This is a genomic window from Pseudomonas sp. GZD-222 (assembly GCF_049310525.1).
Lineage (GTDB): Bacteria > Pseudomonadota > Gammaproteobacteria > Pseudomonadales > Pseudomonadaceae > Aquipseudomonas.
The window spans coordinates 35,565-57,226 of record NZ_JBMOWO010000112.1; the positions used below are offsets into that span (position 1 = coordinate 35,565).

Genomic DNA, 21,662 nt, shown 5'->3' on the forward strand with positions numbered 1-21,662 from the left:
ATCAATTCACTCGTGCCAGATCTAGGGTCCAGGTTTCGGATACAGCATTTGAAGCGGATGGCTTTACCCCGGCAAGTTTTAGGCGAGCGTAGATGCGGCCTACAACGGGGCGTCTAGCTGCAGTTAATACGTGCTGCCAGCCGTTTCGATTCAGCCATTCGATTTGACGGGATGGAATCTGGTAGCCGGTGATCGCTGCGATTTCTACGTCGGCCAGTACTTCGCTCATTTGATTGGAATTGCCGCAGTCTTGAAGGCCGTGCACCGGAACGCTCTCTGAATGGCTGTGGTTGTCGGTGGGCCTCATGCCAACTCTCCTACCTTGGTGGAGTTAGCTGGGGTGATGCGCAACTGTTCGTGAATGCGTTGAGCAAGGGCTTGGATGCTGAGGCGTTCGTTGTGGGCTCTGACGCACCAAGGTTCAGTCCCCCTCGCCGTTTCCCATGTGCGTTGTGCCAGCTGCAGGGTCTCTGCTGCTTTGTTCAGTTGTTCATAGTCGAGTTTGGTCACCGCGAGCCCGGTGTAAGACTTGATCCGGGCTTCCAGCTCGCTGATGGTGCCTTTGAGGTTGGCGATCGCCCCGACGCGGCGATATACCCGCTCAGTAATGTCTCCTTTGGTATGGCCTAGCAGCAGGCTTGCGTCCTCGATGTCTTTGATTTCGGATGCTGCTTTAGGGCGAATGTCCCTAAACTGGAATTGGCTGATTCGGCCGGCCAACAGGGTGTCTCCGTTCTCCTCGGCAGCTTTAACCGCCTTCTCCCTCGCATCATCCCACCTGTGACGTAGCATCGCGGCAGTCACACGCTTGCCCGTCTCGGTCAGGATCAGGTAAGGCGAGCTATGCCGCTCATTCAGAGCCAGGATGCTGTTGACTAGCACACCTAAGCCAGTCGCTACCTCTTCAATCTCAAGCAAAATCCGCAGCTTTTTGTGTGTCTTCTGCTGTTTGACGCCCAGGGCAACACCCTCGATGTCATCCCTCCGCATCACCAGCACGTCCGCCGGGCGCTGGCCTGTCAAATACGCCAGATCCATGGCGACCTTCATCTCGCCCACAGCCTTCTCGTAGACCGCGCTTCAGATAGCATCATTCGCGTAGAAGTCCCGCGGGGCCTCCTTGTTCTTGCGTACCCCTTGGCAAGGGTTCTCCCTGGTTGTGAGCCCCCATTCCCTCGCCAGGTTAAATACGTGGGACAAGGTAGCCAGCTCACGGTTTGCTCGAACTTTGGCGGTCCTGGCATCACGGTATTGGGCGACGAGGGCGGGGGTGATTGCATCGATCGGCGCATCATTGAAGAACGGCCGCAGCTGTCGCAGTTCGGCCAGGTTGTCTTTTTGGGTTCGCTCAGCCTTCTTCGGAATAACGTCCCGCTCGTATCGGTCGAAGATGGCCTTCATGATGCGCAAGTCGTGAGGCTTGTCTTTCGATTCGAGTTCGGCCCATTTTAGGCGGGCCAAATTGATGTCGCTGCCGAGCGTGATTTCTTTGCCCGATTTGTCCAGGTAGTAGTAGCTGACCCAGACCTTGCCACTCTTGCGCTTGCGTGTGCGTTGGTACATGTGCGGCGGGAGGTGGCGGTTCTCTGTCTTGCGGGGGCGCATATCACCTCACTTTCGAAATATCAGGCGTCCATACCGGTACTGGCGGAGGCGCGGGCGTTAAAGGCATTACTTGGAGGGTTACGCCCAGTTTCATCCGGGCGTACTGCCGGCCAACCAGTGGACGGCCACCGCGGCTTTCGATGAAGTGCCATTGGCGTTCTTCAAGCCAGCGGCGCTGGTAGCCCCTGGCCTTGTAGCCGGTCAGCTCGGCCAGTTCTTTCTCCGAGAGAATTTCGGTTTCCATGGGATAGGCTCCACGCCGCGCATGGCGGCAGAGGTGGGTAGGGATTAATCGGCCTGGTAGTAGACGTAGCAGTCGACGCCCTGGGTCTTGAGGGATTCGTGCATGGCGCGAACGCCGGCACTGCGCCGGTTGCCGATACCTGGCCACGGGGTGTCAAGGTGAATGCCTTGCTGGTGATAGCGGCTTTTCTTCTGCACATAACCGGGCAGGGTGGGCAACTGGCTTGCGCGCAGTCCCGGCACCGGGATTACAACGCGATCTAGATTCGCGCAGCCACCATCGTTGCAGCAGGCCGCTGCCGCAGCCTTGCCAGCCTCGATGGCGACCTGGACCTTCTCGGGCAGGCCGGCCAAATCTACTTTCGTCATGCCAATAGCTCTCCATGCCCGCCTACCGGCAGGCTGAAATATGGGTAGGAAACATCGGTAACTGCCGGATTTACCGGCGCACCCGGGCATCTGGTGTTTTCCTGAAGGTCCGCCTGCAGAGGAACGGATTCCACGAAAGCGCTTGAGGTGATGTCCCGAGTGATGAAGTTGCTGATAAAGATGCTGTTAATTGTTACGGCTGGGGCCAACTGGTTTTTGGGAGGGTGTGGCGTGCCCTGGCCCCCGGCGACATGGATCATTGTCGAATTTGCGCTCGCGGTGCTGGCAGCTGCGATTCTCACTGACCTTGTGCGGTGGCGTGCTGCGTCCAAGGATCGGCAGTCTTGAGTTGCAGAGTAGAGGGTTTCGCTTTTTTATGATTCGAGGTGACATAGCCAATGGCTATTGGCTCTAGATCAAACTGTTGCCTATGATCGCTTTCAAGTAATCGAAATGGAGTTCCAAAATGAATCTAGAAGCTCTCCGTAACCTGGTGGAAAACAACCCCGAGATAATTGAGGGGAACGTACCTGCACGGACTGATTCTGACGCGACGCTGGGAGTTGCCAAATTCATCGCAGCCGACGAAGGGAATTTGGGGCGGCTTTCAGTCAGACAGCAGCACCATTTTGATAACTTCATCCTCCCTCTAATTGAGCATGTAAAATGTGGTGGAGTGTTTGGGCCGGACGATGATGGCGGGGATGGTTGCATCGGCAATGGGTTCATCGATGATGCGGACCTGGACAATTGCTATTTAATGGACGAAATGCTCTGCCAAGAATGCGCCGAAGTTCAAAATAGAATGCAAGACGATCGATAGGATCGCATTTTATGGTCTCGGCCCCTTCCAGATCATCCAGGCCATGTGGAGCGGGGCGGCGATGGGTAGGGGGATCATGGCTGCGCCTCTTGGGTGGCCATGATCAGCCGCCACTTCGTGTTGTTGGCCTGCTCGCGATCGGACTCGACCAACCCATCGCGCTGCATGCGTTCCAGCTCGCGGCGAATCTCTGGTGTGCCACTGACACCGGCTACGTGAAACTTGAACCACCAGGTGCAGAACCAGCCGCGTGTGCTTTGCTCGCGCTGTTGCATGTAGTCGATGATCTTCTCGCGCAAGGTTTTCACTTCGATCGGGTCGGTCATGCCGCGTCCTCCCGCTCGTGCTTGATCATGTCGATGAAGGACTGCGGCAGGTCGACGGCCTCTTTACCTGGTGACCAGGACAAGGGGGGCTCTTGCGGATCATCTCGTTGAGCAGCTCGAAAGCGGCAAACAACTGGTCGTCGTTGATCTCGCCGTCCTCCGACAGGTCGTCGCAAAAGTGATCGTTCGGATCGATCTGCTTGGGGTAATTCGGCGTGCAGAAAACCAGCTTCAGGTCGGCCAGGTTATCCCCTTTGTCGGCACTCCACCTGTACTTGTACTGCAAGTCACTTTGCTTGATCACTGCCATTTTCCACCTCCATGGGTAATGCATGCTGGGCATAATGCCACTAACAAGCCTGCCCACAAAAAGTAGAAGTCGCAACTGGGGAATTGTCACGAAATTCGGTTCCAAAACTAAAAGGGTGTACCGTTGTAGAATGCGGCCTGTAGCGAGGCGGTAACCTAAAAGTTTTGGAACTGAAATGGGCCGCAAGGGCGCGACGGACGGGCATCTTCCTATCGGTCTTGAAAACCGTCGATGGGCAACTATCCTAGAGTTCGAATCTCTACGCTTCCGCCATCTTCAAAGCCCTGATTATTCAGGGCTTTTTGCGTTTCTGGGGGGCGAAAAACAGGGCCTTGGGAACACGATTGGGAACGCCAAACCTCCATCGCTTCAAATTCGTTTTGTAATCGCTTCCAGAATTTTCGCTATTTGGAAGGTTTGGCGATGGCTCCAACCCTCCGATAGACGCGCTCTGTAATGTCGCCTTTGGTGTGACCCAAGAGCAGACTGGCGTCCTCGATGTCCTTGATTTCGGAAGCTGCCTTCGGGCGGATATCGCGAAACTGGAACTGAGCGATCCGGGTTGCGCGTATCCATCTGACTGATCAGCGTGCCGGTACCGCCAACACCACCAGCCTGGGTGATGCAGGAACCGTCGAGCTCAGTCGAGAAACGGGACAAGCTGTTCTCGATTTACGGAGAGACCTCATCGCCGACCAAGCAGCCTTAAGGGCGGTGCAGACGTATATCAGGGATGTTTGCCAGCGACCCTAGGAGGATCGGGTTTCGCTTTGTCTTTTTGCGGCCAACTCTTTTTGACGGTTCTTTTTATCCAATCGGTAGCCCCACCAGAGTGTGGCGATAGCGAAAACAACCAGCAGTGCTATTTGATATGTGGGCACTATTTTTTCCTTAAAAAATTAGACGCGCAGAAGGATTTTGCTGCGTCGTGCAAAATTTTTTCGAAGCGCTCAAGTGCGTGACGAGTGAGCGGCGATTTGACGGGGCTATTGATCAGGGCCTAAAGAAAAGAAAAATCTGCGAGCAGGCCTATGGAGGCCTGCTCGCAATTACGTTCAGGAGTAGCGAGAGCAATAGTGGTTTTTCTGGTTGTTTTTATAGGTTTTTAGGTTGTTGCTCTCTTTGGGTCGATTTGTTAATTTTCAGATGCACTTCGGCAGCTCTCGCAGCGCCATCCTTTATAAAGCTCGGATTTCTCAAGGGCTGTAACCAATTCACGACCGCCTATAATGTTTTGGCAGTTGTTATGTTTTTCATTTGGTTTTTTCATGCCCTCGCATTTTTTTTGCAGGAAGGGGCTTACCACTGCCTGTTGCTTTGACGAAAGCGCTCTAAATCCCTTGTCGACGGCTAGCTGGGCGTAGCTTTGTACGCTCGGCTTTTCACCTTGAAATGCGTTCTGCGCGATAAGGGCCGAGAAAATCTCTCGCTCGATAGTCATTCGTTAATCCTTTATCCAACCAACAAGTTTGCTCATGTTGTTTCTTATGCTGAGCAATGCGAAAGCATACGTTACCATCGGGTGGGGCTTTAATGAACTGGGTTTCCATCCAGCTATAAAAGGCAAAGTTTCTCGTTCTTGGCCAGTGAGTGTTGGTTTCTTGGTCTTTAGAATATTTCAAGAGGTCTTTGTTACAATTTATTTCATATTTGATGAGGCGGGGAAGTTCCACTTTGCACTTTAATGGGGGTAGTTCGCCGAGCGAAATTTCCTGTGTTTCGCGATAAATTTAAGGGTGGCGATACTCTTTATGAGCTTTTATTTTTTATAAGAGATGCGTTGCGCCGCATTAAGTGTGTGAGAGCCCAGCCCCGTGCTCGGTTTTTTTCCCCAGCTTGCAGCCAAGCCGCGCTGATATCGAAAAGGCTGCCAATTGGCAGCCTTTTTTATTGCGTGCTAAAGGGGCATGCAGCGCTACCTTCAAGCGCTGCGTGGTGTTTGCTTCAGTTCTGCGCAATCAGCGCCATCCGGTATTCGATCACCCCCGGCTTTTCGGCTATCCAGTCGTACAGCCGCTGTGCGGTCTGGTTAGTCTCCTGGGTATGCCAGTAGAGACGATCGCAGCGTTGCTCTTGCGCCTGGCCCTGAACAAACTCGATCAACTGCTTGCCGACCCTTTTGCCCCGGGCACTTGGGCAGACGTAAAGGTCCTCCAGGTAGCAGAAGTCATTACGCCCCCAGGTCGAGCGATGGAAAACAAAATGGACGAAGCCGAGGAGCCGCTCTCCGTCCGTGGCAACGGCGCAGTGCACGGGCTCTGCCGGGTCGAAGAAACGCGCCCAGGTCAGCTCAGTCGTGTCCTTGCCCAACGTCACCTTGTAGAACGCCTGATACTGGTCCCAGAACAGGGACCATTGTTGAAAATCACTCTGTTCCAGGTTGCGAACGGAAACGAATTGTTGTGCAGCTGTCATCGTGAAACCCCTTTCAGTGTGAAAAATGGCCGGAAAACAGGTGCATTTATAGCGGTAGAATGGCCGGAATAGCCCTGCCACTTTCTTCACGTTAACCAGACCAATGTTCAAGCACTCGCAGTTGCAGTCAGTCAAAGCCTGGATGAGCGATCCCGCCCATGGGGCGTTGTCGTTGCATGTACGTATCCAGCGGGCGATTCGTCAGTTGATTCTTGATGGCGCGCTGCCGGTCGGCAAGTCGCTGCCGGCCTCACGTCCGTTGGCCCACTCGCTGGGCGTCTCGCGCGATACCGTGGAGTCGGCATACCGTCAGTTGCACGCAGAGGGCTACATCGAACGCCGCGTAGGCAGCGGAAGTTTCGTCTCGCAACGCGCTCGGCACCTGCCACTGCGCAAGCGCCAACGTGAGGCTGTCTGCGATGACCCACCTCAGTTGAGCCGCAGGGCGATGGGCGTGCTGCAGAGCGGGGGTGTGCACAACTTCCAAGGGGCACGGCCCTTTGCACCCGGGGTCGCCGAGACCCGGCACTTTCCCTTGGCCATCTGGGAAAAGCTGGAGCGCCAGGTGTACAAGGAATATGGCACCCATGCCCTGGAGCACAGTGCGCCCCAGGGCATGGCCTCACTGCGCAGTGCAATCGCTGACTACCTCAACCTGGAACGGGGGGCGCAGGCGTCTGCCGACAGGGTGCTGATTCTCACCAGCTCACAGCAGGCGCTTGGCTTGTGCGCGCAGATACTCATGGATGCGGACGACCAGGTATTGGTCGAAGACCCGCTCTACCAGGGCACCCGCAAAGCTGTCGTCGCCGCAGGGCTCAAGTGCGTTCCGGTGCCGGTGGATGAAAGCGGCATGCAGGTGGAGGGCATGGGCTCGCTGGCCTCCAATGCCAGGGCGGTTTTCCTTACGCCTTCTCATCAATACCCAACCGGTGCGACGTTGTCGCTCGACAGACGATTGCTTGCAATCGAATGGGCAAGGCAGCAGCGTGCCTGGATCATCGAAGATGACTACGACAGCGAATTCCACTACGAAGGTCGGCCGACTGCCTGCGTGCAGGGCCTGGACCCGCATGAACGGACGCTCTATATCGGCACCTTCACCAAGTCGTTGTTCGCGGGGCTACGCATTGGCTACCTGTTGTTGCCGCCTTCTCTCGTCGCCCCGATGACCAGCGCGCGCACGCTGCAGGACGGGCATACGGCGTCCATTGCCCAGTTGACCCTGGCAAGATTTATGGAAGGCGGGCACTACACGGCTCATGTGCGGACCATGAGGGCACTGTATGCCGAGAGACGGGATGCCCTGGCTGAACTTGTGCACAAGCGTCTGGGGGAATTTCTGGCGCCGCGCATCCCGGCCGGGGGGCTGCAGATGCCCTGCCATTTCGTTCAGGATCTTCCGGAAGATGCTGTGGTCACGGCGGCAAAAGCAGTAGGAATCGACCTGCTGGGGCTCGGCAGTTTGTATGCGACGCCGAGAAATGATGCTGGCGTGTTGATGGGGTTCGCGGCACAGACGCCCGACGAGATGCGCACCTCGGTGGAGAAGCTGGCGAAGGTGTTTGCCGGCCTGCTCAAGTAGTTTGCTGTCGGCCATCGAAAAAGGCACTGCTCAGCTCGAGACATTTTCCGACGATGGCGCTTCCAATGCACTGGCAAGGAAATCGACAAACACCCGGACTTTCTGCGACACATGCCTATGGCTGGCGTACAGGGCATAGATTGAGCGCCGAGGCATCGACTGTTCAGGGAGCAATTGCAGCAGCTGGCCGCTGTCGAGCAAGGGTTGGGCAATGAACGAGGGAAGCGCGCCTATGCCCAGGCCCGCCAGGAGCATATCGCTCAGCATCAGGCTGTTGTCTACCGCAAGGCGCACTGGCAGTTCCAGGCGGCTATTGCCTTGCGGGCCCTGTAAATGCCAACTGCCGGGATGTTCAGCCAGACGATAGGCAAGGCAGCTGTGCGCGCGCAGGTCGTCGACATTATGCGGCGTGCCGTTGGCCTGCAGGTAAGCCGGTGCAGCGCAGATCACTTGGGTTATTTCACCCAGGCGCCGGGCGACCAACGAGGAGTCCGGCAGGTGGCTGCGAATTCGCAGCGACACATCAAAGCCCTCGCTGACGACGTCCAGCAGGCGGTCGTCGAGGGTGAGTTCGACCTTGAGTTCCGGGTAGCGTTGCATGAACGCCACCAGGATCGGCGACAGCACCTTGAGGCCGAACGATAGCGGTGCGTTGACCCGTAGACGGCCGCTGGGTTCGCTGGAACCGCTTTGGGTCGCTCGTTCCAGGGCGTCGAGTTCATCAAGCAGGTGGCAGCATTCGCTGAAGTATGCCTGGCCCGCCTCGGACAGGCTCATGCGCCGGGTGGTGCGCAGCAGCAACAGGCTGCCCAGGCGTTCCTCCAGTTGCCGCACTTGCTTGCTCACCGCCGCTGTGGATTGCCCCAGGTCGACAGCAGCCAGGCTGAAGCTGCCGCGCTCAACCACGCGGCGAAAGGTGCGCATGGCCAGCAACACATCCATATTTTTTCTCCTGGGTTGAATATCAATTAACCAAACGCCTGATTATCTATGTTTTAGCAGCTAATAACATGACCGCTCCCCCCTTTGAGGAGTCATGTCATGCTGCAGCGTTCGTGGATCAAAAACCTCACCGGGCTGGCCGTCTTGTCGGTGCTCAGCTCACTGTGCAGTGCTGGCGCGCAGGCGGTGCCCGAAGTGGGAATCAGCCCCTGGGGGGAGAAGGACGAGATCGGGCGTCTGAACCTGATGACCCCGCAGTCGCAGGCGGCGATCATGGCCCGGGTCAATGGCGCCCAGGCCTACGACCTTGCGGTGGAGTACTTTGTCGGCATGCCCAGCTGGCAGGCTGCGGGAGATCCGCCTTACCAGATGTGGATGACCCACACCCCCCACGGCAACGTGATCGCCGATCCGATGCAGGTCGGCGAGCCGATGAACCAGCACGTCAGCTACAGTGGCTCGGCGGTGTCCATGTATGCCCACATGGGCACTCATATCGACGCGCTCAACCACTTTGGCCTCAACGGCAAAATCTGGAATGGCTTTCGTGCCGACCAGCACCTGGGGGATCGCGGCTGGAATGTCACTGGCGCAGAGAAACTGCCACCGATCATCGCTCGCGGGGTCATGATTGATGTCGCGGCGGCCAAGGGCCTGGAGCAACTGGCGGATAACTACCGCGTCACCCGCAGCGATTTACAGCAGGCACTCAGCAAGCAACGGGTGGAACTGGAGAAAGGCGACGTGGTGCTGATTCGCACCGGGCGCATGCGCGACTATGAACACGCCCAGGCTTACATGGCCAACCCCCCCGGCCTGAGCCTGGATGCTGCGAAATTCCTGGTCGAGGACAGCGGCGCGATGGTTGTTGGTGCCGATAACCTGAGTTTCGAGACTTTCCCTTCGGAGGTCGAGGGCAACTACCTGCCGGTGCATACCTATCTGTTGGCAATGCAGGGCGCACCGATCATTGAACTGGTGAATCTGGAAGGTTTGTCCAAGGACCGCGTGTATCAATTCGCTTTTGTGGGGGCTTCTTTGAAGTTGCGCGGAGCCGATGCAGCGCCGATGCGTCCGATGGCTTTGCCGGTCCGCTGAGGGCTCGGTGTGCGGCGAGTTTGCCGACTATCTCCCGTGGCACAGGTTGTTCGCGATACGGGCGTAAAATAGCAGTGTCAGCCCATCACAAGGAGCCGCATATGGATACCGACCCGCTGAATCGGCCGTTGTCGGCGCAAACCGTTTGGGATCAGTACTTCTGTGCTGCCTTGATTGCGGAAAGCAATCTGACTGCACCGGTGGTAGGCGAGGCCACTCATGAAGACAGGCAAAACCTGCTGATTGAACGGGCCAAAGCGCTCGCCGACAAGATGATGGAAAACAGAAAATAACCATAGCCCAGCCTTCGTGCTGGGCTTTTACATCTGGGGCGCTTGGGCGGATGCGAAAATCTCGGTCAACTCGTGCAGAAACGCACTCACCAGATCCCGCCGCCGCGCCGAATGCCGCACCGCCGCATGAAAACTCACCTCATAACGCAACAGCTCAGGATTGAGCGGGCGTAATTGCCCTAACTGTTCATGCCGCGCCGCATAGTGCTGGGGCAGAAAGCCCAGGTGCTGGCCGGACAGAATAAGCAGGGCAGCGCCGTCCATGCTGTCAGTAAGGACGGTCAGGCGGTCGATCGAGGTAGGTGCTGGCATTTCCGGTAACGGGTGGCTCGGCCATACCCAGTCATAGTGGCTGACATCCTCCCGGGTCAATGCGCCTGCCTGCTCTGACAACGGGTGCGAGGGCGCGCAGTAGGCGATCTGGGTTTCCTCGAACAAGGGGAAATAGTCGATGCTGGGCAGGCGATGCCAGAAATAGCCGATGGCCAGATCAATGTGGCTGTTGATGATCTTTTCTTCCAGCAGCGACGACGACAGTTCGGTGAAGTGGAAGTACAGCCCCTGGTGCTGGGAGCGTAAGCGGGCGATGGCCAGGCCGATTTTCTTGTTGGCGACCGGATCGATTTGTCCGAGCAGGCCGATGTTGATGGTGCCCGAGACTTTACGGTTGATGTGCTGCACTTCAACCCGGAAACCCTCCGCCGCCGCCAGTAAGCGTCTGGCCGCGTCGACAAACTGGCTGCCCTTGGGCGTCACCGAGAAGCCGCCGCGGCCTCGTTCGCACAGGCGAAATCCCACGCGTGCTTCCAGGGTCGCCAGTTGTGCGCTGATGGTGGGTTGCGTGGTGTTGAGGGCGGTTTGTGCCGCCGATACCCCGCCGGCCTCGACGACGGCCAGAAATACCCGGATCAAGCGTAGATCCAGTTCCGAAACAGTGCCCAGCATGCGTGCCCCCGATGCTTGTTTGCATAGGTGTGGATCTATGTAAACAGTGTGTCTGCGATATTTTACGGCCTCGGCCTAGGTCATACATTGCAGTGAATCCAGCGTAAATGTCAGTTTTTTTATGGAGCTTTATCCGATCAGGATGTCGGACCGATCGCTACGCCCACAACAAAAACAATCAGCTGCATAGGAACCATCGTATGTCAGGGTCCCCACTTTCTGCGCACGCCGCCGAGGCGAGCAGCGGGTTGGCCATCGAAGGCCACTCGATCGACTACATCCCGGAAAGCGAACGTCACGCCAAACTCAGCAGCCAGGGGCCATTCTGGTTTCTTGGCAATTTTCACTTCTTCACCATCTCCATCGGCTTTGTCGGCCCGAGCCTGGGGTTGTCCGCACTGTGGACCCTGCTGGCCGGCGCCCTGGGCATCATGTTCGGTACCATTTTCATGGCCTTCCACGGCTCGCAAGGGCCGGAGATGGGCTTGCCGCAGATGATCCAGTCGCGTGCCCAGTTCGGCTATCGTGGGGTCATCCTGGCGTTGATGGCGACGATGTTTGTATTTGTCGGGTTCAACGTGGTGAACATTTCACTGATCATGAACGGTCTGCAGCATGTGTTCGGCGTTGATCCGACAATCGTCGCGGTAGTAGTGGTGCTGATTGGCGCGTTGCTGTCGATCTACGGCCACGACTTGATGCACAAGGCCTTCAAATGGGCGTTGCTGGCCACCTTGCCGTTGTATGCGCTGGTGACTATTGCCTTGATGTTCGGTGCGGGTCGTGAAAGCGTTGCCCCGGCGACCGACCTGGGGTTCAGCTGGATTGCCTTTGCCACGCTGTTCGCCATCGGTGCGAGCTACAACATTTCCTACGCGCCCTATGTTTCTGACTATTCCCGTTACCTGCCGAAAAACACCAGCCGCTGGAAGCTGATCGCCGCGGTGTTCATCGGCGCTTCGTTGTCGGGCAGCTGGATGATCGGTCTCGGTGCCTGGCTGGCACAGGAGTTGAGAGCGGCGGATGCGTTGGTGGCGCTGAATCAGGTCGGCTCTTCACTGGTGCCGGGCTTGGGCAACCTGTTAGTGGTGGTGTCGGTGGCGGGTTTTCTGCCGATCATCGCGCTCAACACGTATAGCGCCATGCTGACGTTGCTGACCGGTGTCGACTCGATCAAGAAGATCACCCCGACACCGCGCGCGCGAGTGCTGTCGATCAGCGTCATCAGCCTCATCCTGCTGACCTGCGTGCTGTCGATCAAAGGTGACGGTATCGCGCTGTTGAACACCTTCCTGGTGTTGCTCCTGTACTTCCTGGTGCCATGGACCGCGGTCAACCTGGTGGACTACTTCTTTGTGCGTAAAGGTCGCTACGCCATCCCGCATTTCTTCACCCCGAAGGGCATCTATGGTGCCTGGCAATTGCGCGGCATTGTCTCGTACCTGGTTGGCTTCGCCGCCATGGTGCCGTTCTTCTACATCTTCGATGCCGCCGCCAACCAGGAAGTATTCGTCGGCCCGCTGGCTCGCCTGCTTGAAGGAGTGGACATCGCCTGGCTGGTGGGGCTGGTCGTTTCGGGGCTGACGTATTACCTGCTCAGCCGTTCGCTGGACCTGGCCGCCGAGCAGCGGGTCATCGACGCCATCACCGAGGCCGACATTATCGCCATGACTGAAAAAACTGTGGAGGCAGCGCGTTGAACATTGCCCAGAACATCCAGGTCGCCTGCTGCCAACTGGCGCCGAAGATAGGCGACCTCGCGTACAACCGCACACTCACCGAACGCGCCATTCGTTCAGCGGCCCTCCAGGGCGCTCAGGTCGTGGTGTTGCCCGAACTGGTGCAGAGCGGTTACCTGTTTACCGACCGAGATGAAGCGCTGACCCTTGCCGAAACCACTGAAGGCCCAACGCTGCAACTGTGGCAAGCATTGGCCCGTGAGCTGAACATCGTCGTGGTCGGCGGGTTCTGCGAGCTTGTTGCTGGCGGTGAGCTTGGTAACAGTGCGGCAATGATCGATGCCCAGGGCCTGCGCGCGGTGTACCGCAAGGTGCATCTGTGGGATGCGGAGAAGGAAATCTTCACTGCCGGGGAAGCGCCGCCGCCGGTGATCGAGACGGTCTTCGGACGTATCGGCATGCTGATCTGCTATGACCTGGAGTTCCCGGAATGGGTACGCCTTCCGGCACTGGCCGGCGCCGAGCTGCTGTGTGCGCCGGTCAACTGGCCCGACGGCCCGCGGCCAGCCACCGAACGTCCGGCAGAAGTCTTGCGGGTGCAGGCCAATGCCTCGGTGAACCGCATGTTCATCGCCGCGTGTGACCGCTATGGCCACGAGCGCGGGGTGAACTGGGTGCAGGGTTCGGTGATCGTCGATGCCGACGGCTACCCGCTGGCAGGTCCGGCGGAGCAGGGGGGCGAACAGATTCTGTTGGCGACACTCAATCTTGCGCAGGCGCGTAACAAACAAATCAGTGAGCGCAATGACTTGCACCGGGATCGGCGGCCGCAGTTGTACGGGCTTGCTTTCTGAGTGTTTTCGCCCAGCGCTGCAGTCGCTCAAGGAGCGTGTTCACGACACTGAGGTCAAGCGTTCGGGGAGGCTGAACAACTTTCAACAGGCCCGGTCGATAGCAGGGAAATGTGCGGCTAGAGTGTAGAGAGAGATGGTGAGACTGGCCGGATCGTCGACTATCACGGACGTTGCATCACCGTTGTTCACCTCTGGCGAGTCTCTTCTATGCGTGCAGGGTCATTCTGGTCCAGATACCTTCCTGTTCAAGGGCCGACGTCAATCGACGCTGCCGAGCCGTTCGACCTGTTGCATTGGTTCTCGATCATCAGTTTCCTCATCATCGGTGTCGTTGCCCTTGGCCTGGGGTCGTTGTCGACCCGCTTTTTGATGAACGAAAGCCTTGAACGCGATGCGCTGTTGTCGGCCCAGTTCATTCAGGCGGTGGCCATTGGCGAAATTCGCCACCACGACCTTTCGGGCATGCAGATGGGCGTGGTGCTGGCGCCCTCGGTGTATGGCATGTTGAATGAAGAAACGGCGCGTAACCGCGAGCGGGCCCGTTCCGAGTTTCTCGACCACCTTGCCCATCTTCCGGACATTCTATTGGCGACCATCTATTCGCCTGAACGGGTGGTGGTGTGGTCAACCAATCCGGCACTGGTAGGGCGCAAGATCGTGGGCGATGCGGCGCTAGAAACAGCCTTCACCTCCAAGGGGCGCGTATCGGCGCGCTACAACGAAGTTGAAAACGGGCGGATCGAGCAGCAGTTTATCCATCCGCCACAGGAGTTCTTTATCGAGAACTACATTCCCTTGATCGACGAGCAAGGCAATGTCCTGGCGGTGGTGGAAATTTACAAGGAGCCGGTGGATTTGATCGAGAGGGTCAACCGGGGCTTTCGTCTGATCTGGATGGCCACCGCGCTGGGTGGCCTGGTGATTTACTTCGGGCTGTTCTGGATTGTCTGGCGGGCATCGAAACTGCTCGCGTCCCAGCAGGATCAACTGGTGGCCAACAAGACCTATGGCGGCCTGGTGGAAATGTCGACAGCGGTGGCGCACAGCATGCGCAATCCACTGGCAAGCATCCGTACCAGTGCTGAGCTGGCAGATAGCATGGAGGGCCAACCGGCTAAGAAGAACATCGCCGATATTGTCAGTCAGGTTGACCGCATGTCGATCTGGGTAAGGGATTTGCTGCTGTGTCTGCGGCCGCTGCGGGGCGAGTCGGAGCAGGTTGATCTGGTCGGTGCGGTGCATTCGGTGCTGAGTTCCTTCGAGCAGCAACTGGCTTACTCGAAAGTCCAGGTAAGCTTTGTTGCCGGGCCAACGCCACTGGTGGTCAGCCATCAACTGTTGCTCGCGCAAGTGCTCAACAGTGTGATTGCCAATGCCATCGAAGCGATGCCGGAAGGTGGCCGCCTGGATATCAGCACCACCCTGTCCGCCGATGGGCAAAAGCTCTATCTCGCGATCAACGACACCGGTAAAGGCATGACCCGTCAGCAAGAGATGATGGCTTTCAAATCCTTCTACACCACCAAACTGGGCGGGCTGGGCATTGGCTTGATCATGGTCAAGCAGATCATGGAGCGCTTTGGCGGCGAAGTCAGTCTCAGCAGCCGTGAGCAGGCCGGCACAAGCATCTGCCTTTGTTTTCGGGTCGGGAGCTGACAGCCTGCGGTGACATCGCGCAAGATCGGGGGCAACCCTCGAAAATGGACAAGGAGTTCGTGTGGGATTTTCAGCGCAGGAAAAGCAATTGTTGTTGAGCGTAAAGGGCGTCGGCGCAACGGTGGTGAGTCGGCTTGAACAGTTAGGTTTCACGTCGCTGAATGAACTGGGCCAGGCCGATGCGCTGGACATCGTCACCCAGGCTTCTGCGCTGGTGGGTTCTACCTGCTGGAAGAACAGCCCGCAAGCGCGAGCGGCCATTCGGGCAGCCATTGCCAAGGCAAAGGAAGGCGCCGGCTGAGCGCCATTGATTCGTTGCTATGCTTCTCTGACGAAAGCTGAACGTACGGGTTTGACGTTTCGACATTACCGGGATGGGCCATATGGAACCCATACAGGATTATGTGGTGTACGTCGTTACGGCCCAGGAAGGCTGGTTGTCCGAGGTGTCAACGCTGTTGACCGCCTTGGCGGCGTTCGCGTCGGTCTTCGTCGCCTGCATTGCCGTGCGCTTCAGTGCCAGGCAAATAAAAATGCACGAACAGCACAATCGGCGGATGGCAACGCCCCATCTTTCGGCCTGGAACAGTACGGATCTCAAGGCCAGGTCTTACTGCTATACCCTGGAAAACAATGGCCTGGGCCCGGCGATCATTCGCGAAGTCACCCTCTGGGTCGACGGTCAGCCGATGCCGGGCGAGGGCCCGGATTTGCTGGAGGCTGCCAGCAGTCTGTTGCTGGGAGATATTCCTTACGAGCAACACGCCGAGTTGTTCATCGTCGGCGAGTTCATTCCCCCCGGTAAAAAATTCAACACCACCACCGTGCTGCTCGGCAATCATGAGCCGGCGGCGATCATGGCCATCGCCAAGGATCGTCTGCGCCTGCTGATTCGCTACGACAGCATTCTCGGCGATGCCTTTGTCTACGACTCGGACAAATGGCGGGATCGCCAGTGAGGACGCTCAAGAGGGACGAACCATGACAAATCCGAGTGTGATCGTCCTGACGGGTTTTGTTGCCTGGGCGTTGGCGCTACTCATTCTGATGGAGTTGTTGCGCGGCTACCTGGTGTTCTTCAAGGGGGTAGCGGCCAATCAGTTCACTCCGGACAACGCCAACCTGTCCCCTTTCATGCAGCGCCTGGCGCGGGCTCATCTGAACTGCGTGGAAGGGTTGCCGATTTTTGGCGGTCTGCTGTTGCTGGCCATGTTCACCGGACAGACCGCTATCACCGATCCACTGGCCTATGTGTTTCTTGCCGCGCGCCTTCTGCAGTCCTGCATTCACTTGGCATCTGCCAACGTTCCGGCGGTCTTCTGTCGGTTTGCCGCGTTCGCTGTGCAGCTGGCAATTGCTGCGTATTGGGCGGTGCGGCTGCTGGGGATGTAACCGTTCAATGAACATGTGCCGCCTGTTGGCTGGCCTGGGCTTCGACGGGCAAGACATCGACCTGCACTTCGAGCTTGCCCGCCTTCTCAAATTCCAGCGTCAGCGGGAACTGCTCACCGGCTTTCAGCGACTGTTGCATGCCGGTCAACATCACATGGTTGGCGCCAGGTTTGAAGGCCACTTCGGTATGGGCAGGAATGTCCATGCCTGCAACATCCTGCATGGTCATCATGCCTTCGCTACCGGCTTGGGCATGCAGTGTGGCGTGCTGCGCACGCGAGCTGCTGACAGCGATCAGACGATCAGTCTGGGCCCCCTGATTGAGTACGGTGAAGTAGGCCGAACCGCCAGGAAGGTCGACCGGTAATTCACGTGACCACGGGTGAGAGACCAGCAGCTCACCTACCTGGTATTCATGAGCCAGGGTCAGGGTGCTAAAGGCGAACAGCGCGCAAAGCGCTAAAGGGCGGATAATCATCAATGAACTCCTTTCTCAGTGACTTGTTGTGATGTAGTGATTGGCGCTTTGGCCTGCAAACGCTCAGTCTCTTCATCCAGGTAGGTCAGCAAGGCCGCGATCTCGACTTCGCCCAAGCGCGAGTTCGGCATCGCCAGACGGTTGTATTGTTCATACAGCTGCATGGCCAGCGGATCCTTTTCAGCCAGCATCACATCGGGCTCTTTGATCCAGCGCGTGAGCCAGGCCGGGTCGCGTTGCCGGGTGACGCCCAGCAGGTCCGGGCCGATGCTGCGCATCCCGGCATGTTCGGTATCGCCGAGGGTGTGACACGAGGAGCAGCGTGTGCGGTAGATCTGTTCGCCGACACTGGGTGGGCGCACGCTGGGAGCTTGGGCATGCTCGTTGGTGTCGCTGCTGGCCAGCTTCCAGTTGTGCAGGCTTTTGCCCAGGCGGTCGGCCAGCACGTAGGGGTTCTCCATGGGCGACGCTTTCATCCAGCGTCCGGTGCTCTGGTTGCCGATGATCAGGCTCAGGTTGTGGTCCTTGGTCTGACCATCATCGACCCCCTTGATGAACAGTCCGAGCTTTTGCCGCAATAGCGTGATCTCGTCTTTGTTGCCGGTGAGGAACTGCCAACCGGGACCAATGTTGAATTTTTCCGCGTAGTGTTTGAGCGCTTCCGGGGTGTCGGTTTCTGGATCGATACTGATCGAGTAGAAGAACACATCACGACCGACGCGATCGCCGAGCAGTTTTTGCACCTGGCGCAAGCGCGCGGTTTCCAGCGGACAGGAGTCCGTGCAGGTGGTGAAGATGAAGTTGATCGCCACCACCTTGTCTTTGATCAGGTCATCAAAGAAGCGCACGGGCTGGCCGTCCTGGTTAATCAGCGGGGTATTGGGAAAGTAGTCCCGTCCCCAGGCTTGAGCAGGCGTGCTTTCGTCGACCGCCGCCAGCGACACGCTGCAGGTAAACAGCAGCAAGTGGCTGAGTATTGTCCAGGTTTTCCAGCCCATGTGATCGACCTCCTGAAATTGCCGTGTTGACTGTTTGGATTCAGCGCACGGTTAACGGCACCGTGATCGCTTTGCCATTGACCGGCTTGATCGTCACCGTCGGGTTCAGCGCAGGCCCGCTACCCGTGGTGCTGGCGGACAGTCGCCAGGTGCCGCCGGACAACACGGTCGCCGTACCCAGGTTCAACGCTCCGCTGGTGGTCGAGGCGCTGATCGCAAGGGTGTCGCCGATTTTCAGCGAGCTTGTCCCAACGAGATCCCAGGCATAGCGGTTGTTGCTGCGAACGGTGACGGTGGCGCTGGTGACCTTGATGTTCTGGTCAACTTCAACCGCCGCGGGCGTGACTGCAACACTCACGTTGGCTGCTCGTTCCGAAATGGCTCCCCGCGCATCCTTGACCTTGTATTCGAAGAGCGCGGTATAGGCTTCGACCACCGTGGCGGGCGGGGTAAAGGTCACTTGAGCACCGTTGCTGCTGACACTGCCCTTGCCAGAGTCCGGCTGCCCGAGGCTGACGATGCTCAGCGGCAGGTCACCGTCGGCATCGCTGTCATTGGCCAGCACATTGAGGGTGATCGGGACACCGGCTTTGGTGGCGCCGCTGTCATCCCTGGCGACGGGCCGCTGGTTGTCATCATCACCTGGCCCTTCTTGCTCTTCGTCACGGAATGAGGGCAGGGCTGCCGAACTGATGTAGGTCACACCGTCCCAGGTCGGCATCGGCGACGGCATCAGCTCGAACTGGCCAGGGTGCTCAAGGTCGAATCGCAGCAGCATGGAGTTGTCTTCGTGCTGGGTGTTGTGGCAATGCTCCATGAAGGTACCGGCGAATTCACGGAAGCGGATGGCCATTTCGACCTCGCCGGAGCTGTCCACTTCGGGACCTACCCGATAGAGATCCTTACGCGCCCATTTTTCCCACTCTGGCGGTGCCTTGCCGTCGCGGTTGAGGATCACTCCTTCCTCAAAGTGCACATGCACCGGGTGGCTCCAGCCGTTGCCACCGTTCTTGATTTTCCACACTTCGAGGGTGCCGTCACCGCCGTAGCCAGCATCCGTCGGGCCGTTGGCCAGCTGTGGCGCCGCAGTGATCCGCCGCGGATCCATGGAGTAGCCGAAGCCGCCATCGGTCTTGATGGTCCAGGGCGCGGTGTCGGTGCCGTCGGAGCGGCCAAATTCAAAACTGCGATGACGTGCCTGCTTGAGCTTGGCCTGCATGGTCTGATCGTTACGGTCGATGGTCAGCGGGATCATCTTCTTGCCGGCGGCTTTGCCGGGTTTGGCCGGTTCATAGGCGACCGGGTCCAGGCTCAGGTCCTGGCCAACGTAAGGCTTGACGTTGAACTGCAGGAACTTGCCGACTACCGGATCGCCATCGCGCCACCTGGGGCCCTTGCTGGTCTGATCGATCACGGCTTTGTATTTTTCCGAAAGCACATCGGCCAACGACACGGCATCTTTGCTCGGACCCTTGCCGGTGTCGTGTTCCATGAGGTTGACGAAGAAGATCTTGTCGCCAGGTTGAATCCCGTGTTTGGCGAAGTTGATGATGATGTCGTAGCGCTCGGCGATGGCCAGCGTCGGCAGGATGCCGTTGTCGTCTTTGAGGTCGCCGTTGCCGTTGAGGTCCATGCTGCCGTCGAAGGGGACGGCGTGCTCCATGATGTTGCCGTCATTGGCGATCATGTGGAACGGCACCCGGTTGTAGGACACCCCGGAGCCCTGCGGTCCGCGAAACTCGCCGCCGTTGCCGCGGACTTCGCGGACCACGGCGATTTTCATGTAGCGCGACACCGAGCCATTGAGGATGCGCAGGCGATAACTGCGTGCACGCACGTCAAAGTAGGGTTTGTAGAGCCAGTTGACCATCATCTGGTCGCCGATGAAACCGTCGATGTTGAACGGGTTGAACCACAGCTGGCCGCTCTGATCCCAGGCCTTGTCGGCAATGGTCAGGTTGACGTCGTAGTCGCGGTTGCCCCACGACAATGCCGAACCACTGGGCAAGCGCAGGTTGACGCCATCTTCGAGGGCCTCGTTGCCGCGATCGAGGGCGCTGTAATAGTTCATCATCGCCGCGTTGCCCTTGTAGACGTTATGGGCGGTGAAATCGAGCATGTGGTCGTGGAACCAGTGGGTGCTCATGGTCTCGTGCCAGTCGCCACGGACCTTGATGCTGCCGTTCTCGCAGGTCTTGATCCCGGGGTTGCTGTCGTTGACCCAGAGTGTTTCTCCCGGCGTGCAGGGGAACGCTGCTCTGGGGTCCTGGGCCTTGGTGTTGATGGTGTCGTAGCCGGCGAGTTGCACCGGCCAGCGGTAGTCGTAGTACTGTCCGGGGAAGAAGAACGCGTTGGTATAACCATCGCTTTCGGCCGGGTTGTGGCCGTTGTGTTCGTGGGTGCTGAGGGTGTGCAGGCCGAAGCCTCCGTTCGCCGCCGGATCGATCGGCAGGGCGTTGTAATGGCGCATGAGGATCGGTTGGCCGTAGCGGGCCATCAGCAACTTGGGCGGCAATGTACCGTCGAAGGTCCATACCGAGTTGTGGTTCTGGATCGGCATGTTCGGGTGGAAGCGGATGCCGATGCCTTTCGCCGTACCTTCTGTGGCCGTAGTTCCTGCGGTGTTGTGATAGAGCCCGCCGGGGCCGAACTCACCCTTGGCGTAGCCATGCATTTGTCTGCTGTCGCGCAAGCCCTGGTTGACCCGTGCGCCGGCTTGCGCGGTCTTCAGCGCGGCCTGGGGGTAGAACTCGTTCCAGCGCTGATGCGACCAGCCTTTTCCTGGTGGCCGGCCCTCGGCGGGCGAGCCCACGGGATGGCGGTTGAGGAATGCCTCGATCTGCGCTTTCCACGGGTTGCGGTCGAGGACGTTGGCGTACTGGGTCGGGAACGGAGATAACCCCGGTTGCCGCAGAAACGCCTCCAGTGCAGCGCCCGCGGGACCACTGCGGGCGACACTGTTGGGGTCCTGCTCCGGGGCGGGCCCGGTAGTGGGGATAGGGAAGGGGATGGTGCCTGCTTCGACCGTCGGGTCGAGCTTTTCCGGGCCGAACTCCTCGTACAGCAACATTTGTTGGGTGAACGGCTGAGCCCCGAACAGCGGGCTGGCCAGGCCATTGGTGGGGTAATTGAAGGAGGTTTGCTGGGCCGGCTGCAGAACGTTTTCAGTCCGTGGCGTGGTGCGGTCACCGTATGTGCCGTTGGGCAGGGCGAGCGCACCGTGGTTGCCCTCGGGCAGCAATTTCAGTGCTTCCAGCGCTTGTTGTGCCGCCAGCGGGTCGGTGGGATGGGACGTGTAGGCCGAGGGGTCGGTGGGTGAGGGAGGGCTGGTGTCATCCATCGGTGCTGCACTGGCGTTGGAAACCCCGAATGCAACCAGCAGCGCAGAAGCAACGCCTGAGTAGCGGAAAAGTTGAAGGGTCGATTGGCGCTGCGTAGCGTTGGTGTACATAGCGTATACCTCGTTCCGTACCCAAGCGGGTACTGCTGCACTGCCCTGAGAAATGTCAAATGGCCACTTATCTGGGCATGGGGCAAAAAACGCACCAACCTGCAGGATCGAGGGTGTTAAAAGAAAAAATTGAATTTATTCAATGAGTTGATTTTCGTTACGACGAAAGGCGATAAGCAGATTTTATCGGTGGGTGGGGG

23 protein-coding genes and 2 pseudogenes are annotated in these 21,662 nt (G+C 58.3%); 11 read left to right on the top strand and 14 right to left on the bottom strand.

What is annotated here, in order from left to right; genetic code table 11:
• Position 1 precedes the first annotated feature (1 nt).
• The 4 genes and pseudogenes from ACO6VD_RS21025 to ACO6VD_RS21040 all read right to left on the bottom strand — a co-directional run bounded on the left by ACO6VD_RS21025 (position 2) and on the right by ACO6VD_RS21040 (position 2,217).
• Positions 2-229 carry a DUF4224 domain-containing protein gene (locus ACO6VD_RS21025; RefSeq protein ID WP_422421884.1) on the bottom strand — a complete coding sequence of 76 codons (228 nt, stop codon included), beginning with the start codon at positions 227-229 and terminating at the stop codon, positions 2-4.
• 341 nt (positions 230-570) lie between these two features.
• Positions 571-1,605: pseudogene (locus tag ACO6VD_RS21030) on the bottom strand (tyrosine-type recombinase/integrase); the annotation flags it as partial.
• Position 1,606: 1 nt separating this feature from the next.
• Complete coding sequence (locus ACO6VD_RS21035) at positions 1,607-1,849, bottom strand: DUF4224 domain-containing protein (RefSeq protein WP_422421823.1); 243 nt, start codon at positions 1,847-1,849, stop codon at positions 1,607-1,609.
• Positions 1,850-1,893: 44 nt separating this feature from the next.
• The gene (locus ACO6VD_RS21040) at positions 1,894-2,217 is read right to left on the bottom strand and encodes a hypothetical protein (RefSeq protein ID WP_422421824.1); all 324 of its coding nucleotides are present in this window, start codon (positions 2,215-2,217) and stop codon (positions 1,894-1,896) included.
• 466 nt (positions 2,218-2,683) lie between these two features.
• Here ACO6VD_RS21040 and ACO6VD_RS21045 point away from each other — a divergent pair, with 466 nt between their 5' ends.
• A complete protein-coding gene (locus tag ACO6VD_RS21045) occupies positions 2,684-3,040 on the top strand; it encodes a hypothetical protein (RefSeq protein ID WP_422421826.1) in 357 nt (118 codons plus the stop codon).
• Between the two features lie 74 nt (positions 3,041-3,114).
• Here ACO6VD_RS21045 and ACO6VD_RS21050 read toward each other — a convergent pair whose 3' ends face one another.
• From ACO6VD_RS21050 to ACO6VD_RS21060, 3 genes and pseudogenes are all read right to left on the bottom strand, one after another.
• Positions 3,115-3,366: a hypothetical protein gene (locus tag ACO6VD_RS21050; protein WP_422421828.1), complete on the bottom strand. Its 252-nt coding sequence runs from the start codon at positions 3,364-3,366 to the stop codon at positions 3,115-3,117.
• 25 nt (positions 3,367-3,391) lie between these two features.
• The gene (locus ACO6VD_RS21055; RefSeq protein ID WP_422421830.1) at positions 3,392-3,676 is read right to left on the bottom strand and encodes a hypothetical protein; all 285 of its coding nucleotides are present in this window, start codon (positions 3,674-3,676) and stop codon (positions 3,392-3,394) included.
• A 404-nt stretch (positions 3,677-4,080) separates the two neighbouring features.
• Positions 4,081-4,242, bottom strand: a pseudogene (locus ACO6VD_RS21060) (integrase); the annotation flags it as partial.
• A 10-nt stretch (positions 4,243-4,252) separates the two neighbouring features.
• Here ACO6VD_RS21060 and ACO6VD_RS21065 point away from each other — a divergent pair.
• Positions 4,253-4,429, top strand: a complete 177-nt coding sequence (locus ACO6VD_RS21065) for a lysis system i-spanin subunit Rz (RefSeq protein ID WP_422421886.1) — start codon at positions 4,253-4,255, stop codon at positions 4,427-4,429.
• Positions 4,430-4,811: 382 nt separating this feature from the next.
• Here ACO6VD_RS21065 and ACO6VD_RS21070 read toward each other — a convergent pair whose 3' ends face one another.
• Together ACO6VD_RS21070 and ACO6VD_RS21075 are read right to left on the bottom strand one after the other, a co-directional pair.
• Entirely contained in the window at positions 4,812-5,117 is a 306-nt protein-coding gene (locus ACO6VD_RS21070) for a hypothetical protein (protein WP_422421832.1), read from the bottom strand.
• Positions 5,118-5,620: 503 nt separating this feature from the next.
• Positions 5,621-6,091: a GNAT family N-acetyltransferase gene (locus ACO6VD_RS21075; protein WP_422421834.1), complete on the bottom strand. Its 471-nt coding sequence runs from the start codon at positions 6,089-6,091 to the stop codon at positions 5,621-5,623.
• A 103-nt stretch (positions 6,092-6,194) separates the two neighbouring features.
• Between ACO6VD_RS21075 and ACO6VD_RS21080 the strand changes: the two genes are divergently transcribed.
• On the top strand, positions 6,195-7,676 hold the full coding sequence (locus ACO6VD_RS21080) for a PLP-dependent aminotransferase family protein (RefSeq protein WP_422421836.1): 1,482 nt from the start codon (positions 6,195-6,197) through the stop codon (positions 7,674-7,676).
• A 30-nt stretch (positions 7,677-7,706) separates the two neighbouring features.
• Here ACO6VD_RS21080 and ACO6VD_RS21085 read toward each other — a convergent pair whose 3' ends face one another.
• Positions 7,707-8,618 carry a LysR family transcriptional regulator gene (locus ACO6VD_RS21085; protein ID WP_422421837.1) on the bottom strand — a complete coding sequence of 304 codons (912 nt, stop codon included), beginning with the start codon at positions 8,616-8,618 and terminating at the stop codon, positions 7,707-7,709.
• 99 nt (positions 8,619-8,717) lie between these two features.
• On the opposite strand from ACO6VD_RS21085, the gene ACO6VD_RS21090 reads away from it, so the two are divergent.
• Both ACO6VD_RS21090 and ACO6VD_RS21095 read left to right on the top strand, forming a co-directional pair.
• Complete coding sequence (locus ACO6VD_RS21090) at positions 8,718-9,716, top strand: cyclase family protein (protein ID WP_422421838.1); 999 nt, start codon at positions 8,718-8,720, stop codon at positions 9,714-9,716.
• 101 nt (positions 9,717-9,817) lie between these two features.
• Positions 9,818-10,009 (top strand): hypothetical protein, encoded by a 192-nt coding sequence (locus tag ACO6VD_RS21095; RefSeq protein WP_400171843.1) that lies wholly within the window; start codon positions 9,818-9,820, stop codon positions 10,007-10,009.
• 27 nt (positions 10,010-10,036) lie between these two features.
• Here ACO6VD_RS21095 and ACO6VD_RS21100 read toward each other — a convergent pair whose 3' ends face one another.
• On the bottom strand, positions 10,037-10,954 hold the full coding sequence (locus tag ACO6VD_RS21100; RefSeq protein WP_422421840.1) for a LysR family transcriptional regulator: 918 nt from the start codon (positions 10,952-10,954) through the stop codon (positions 10,037-10,039).
• Between the two features lie 200 nt (positions 10,955-11,154).
• Between ACO6VD_RS21100 and ACO6VD_RS21105 the strand changes: the two genes are divergently transcribed.
• The 6 genes from ACO6VD_RS21105 to ACO6VD_RS21130 all read left to right on the top strand — a co-directional run bounded on the left by ACO6VD_RS21105 (position 11,155) and on the right by ACO6VD_RS21130 (position 16,535).
• A complete protein-coding gene (locus tag ACO6VD_RS21105; RefSeq protein WP_422421842.1) occupies positions 11,155-12,654 on the top strand; it encodes a purine-cytosine permease family protein in 1,500 nt (499 codons plus the stop codon).
• Complete coding sequence (locus tag ACO6VD_RS21110) at positions 12,651-13,487, top strand: nitrilase family protein (protein ID WP_422421843.1); 837 nt, start codon at positions 12,651-12,653, stop codon at positions 13,485-13,487. The genes ACO6VD_RS21105 and ACO6VD_RS21110 overlap by 4 nt, the downstream gene beginning before the upstream one ends.
• Positions 13,488-13,694: 207 nt before the next feature.
• Positions 13,695-15,143, top strand: a complete 1,449-nt coding sequence (locus ACO6VD_RS21115; protein WP_422421845.1) for a sensor histidine kinase — start codon at positions 13,695-13,697, stop codon at positions 15,141-15,143.
• Between the two features lie 61 nt (positions 15,144-15,204).
• Positions 15,205-15,444, top strand: a complete 240-nt coding sequence (locus tag ACO6VD_RS21120; RefSeq protein WP_422421846.1) for a helix-hairpin-helix domain-containing protein — start codon at positions 15,205-15,207, stop codon at positions 15,442-15,444.
• 82 nt (positions 15,445-15,526) lie between these two features.
• The gene (locus ACO6VD_RS21125; protein WP_422421848.1) at positions 15,527-16,102 is read left to right on the top strand and encodes a hypothetical protein; all 576 of its coding nucleotides are present in this window, start codon (positions 15,527-15,529) and stop codon (positions 16,100-16,102) included.
• A gap of 22 nt (positions 16,103-16,124) precedes the next feature.
• Entirely contained in the window at positions 16,125-16,535 is a 411-nt protein-coding gene (locus ACO6VD_RS21130; RefSeq protein WP_422421849.1) for an MAPEG family protein, read from the top strand.
• Positions 16,536-16,539: 4 nt separating this feature from the next.
• Here ACO6VD_RS21130 and ACO6VD_RS21135 read toward each other — a convergent pair whose 3' ends face one another.
• From ACO6VD_RS21135 to ACO6VD_RS21145, 3 genes are read right to left on the bottom strand one after another with little or no spacing between them, the layout of a single operon-like run.
• Complete coding sequence (locus ACO6VD_RS21135; RefSeq protein WP_422421851.1) at positions 16,540-17,013, bottom strand: copper chaperone PCu(A)C; 474 nt, start codon at positions 17,011-17,013, stop codon at positions 16,540-16,542.
• Entirely contained in the window at positions 17,013-18,011 is a 999-nt protein-coding gene (locus tag ACO6VD_RS21140) for an SCO family protein (RefSeq protein ID WP_422421852.1), read from the bottom strand. The genes ACO6VD_RS21135 and ACO6VD_RS21140 overlap by 1 nt, the downstream gene beginning before the upstream one ends.
• Before the next feature lie 40 nt (positions 18,012-18,051).
• Entirely contained in the window at positions 18,052-21,462 is a 3,411-nt protein-coding gene (locus tag ACO6VD_RS21145; protein WP_422421854.1) for an Ig-like domain-containing protein, read from the bottom strand.
• Positions 21,463-21,662: the final 200 nt, after the last annotated feature.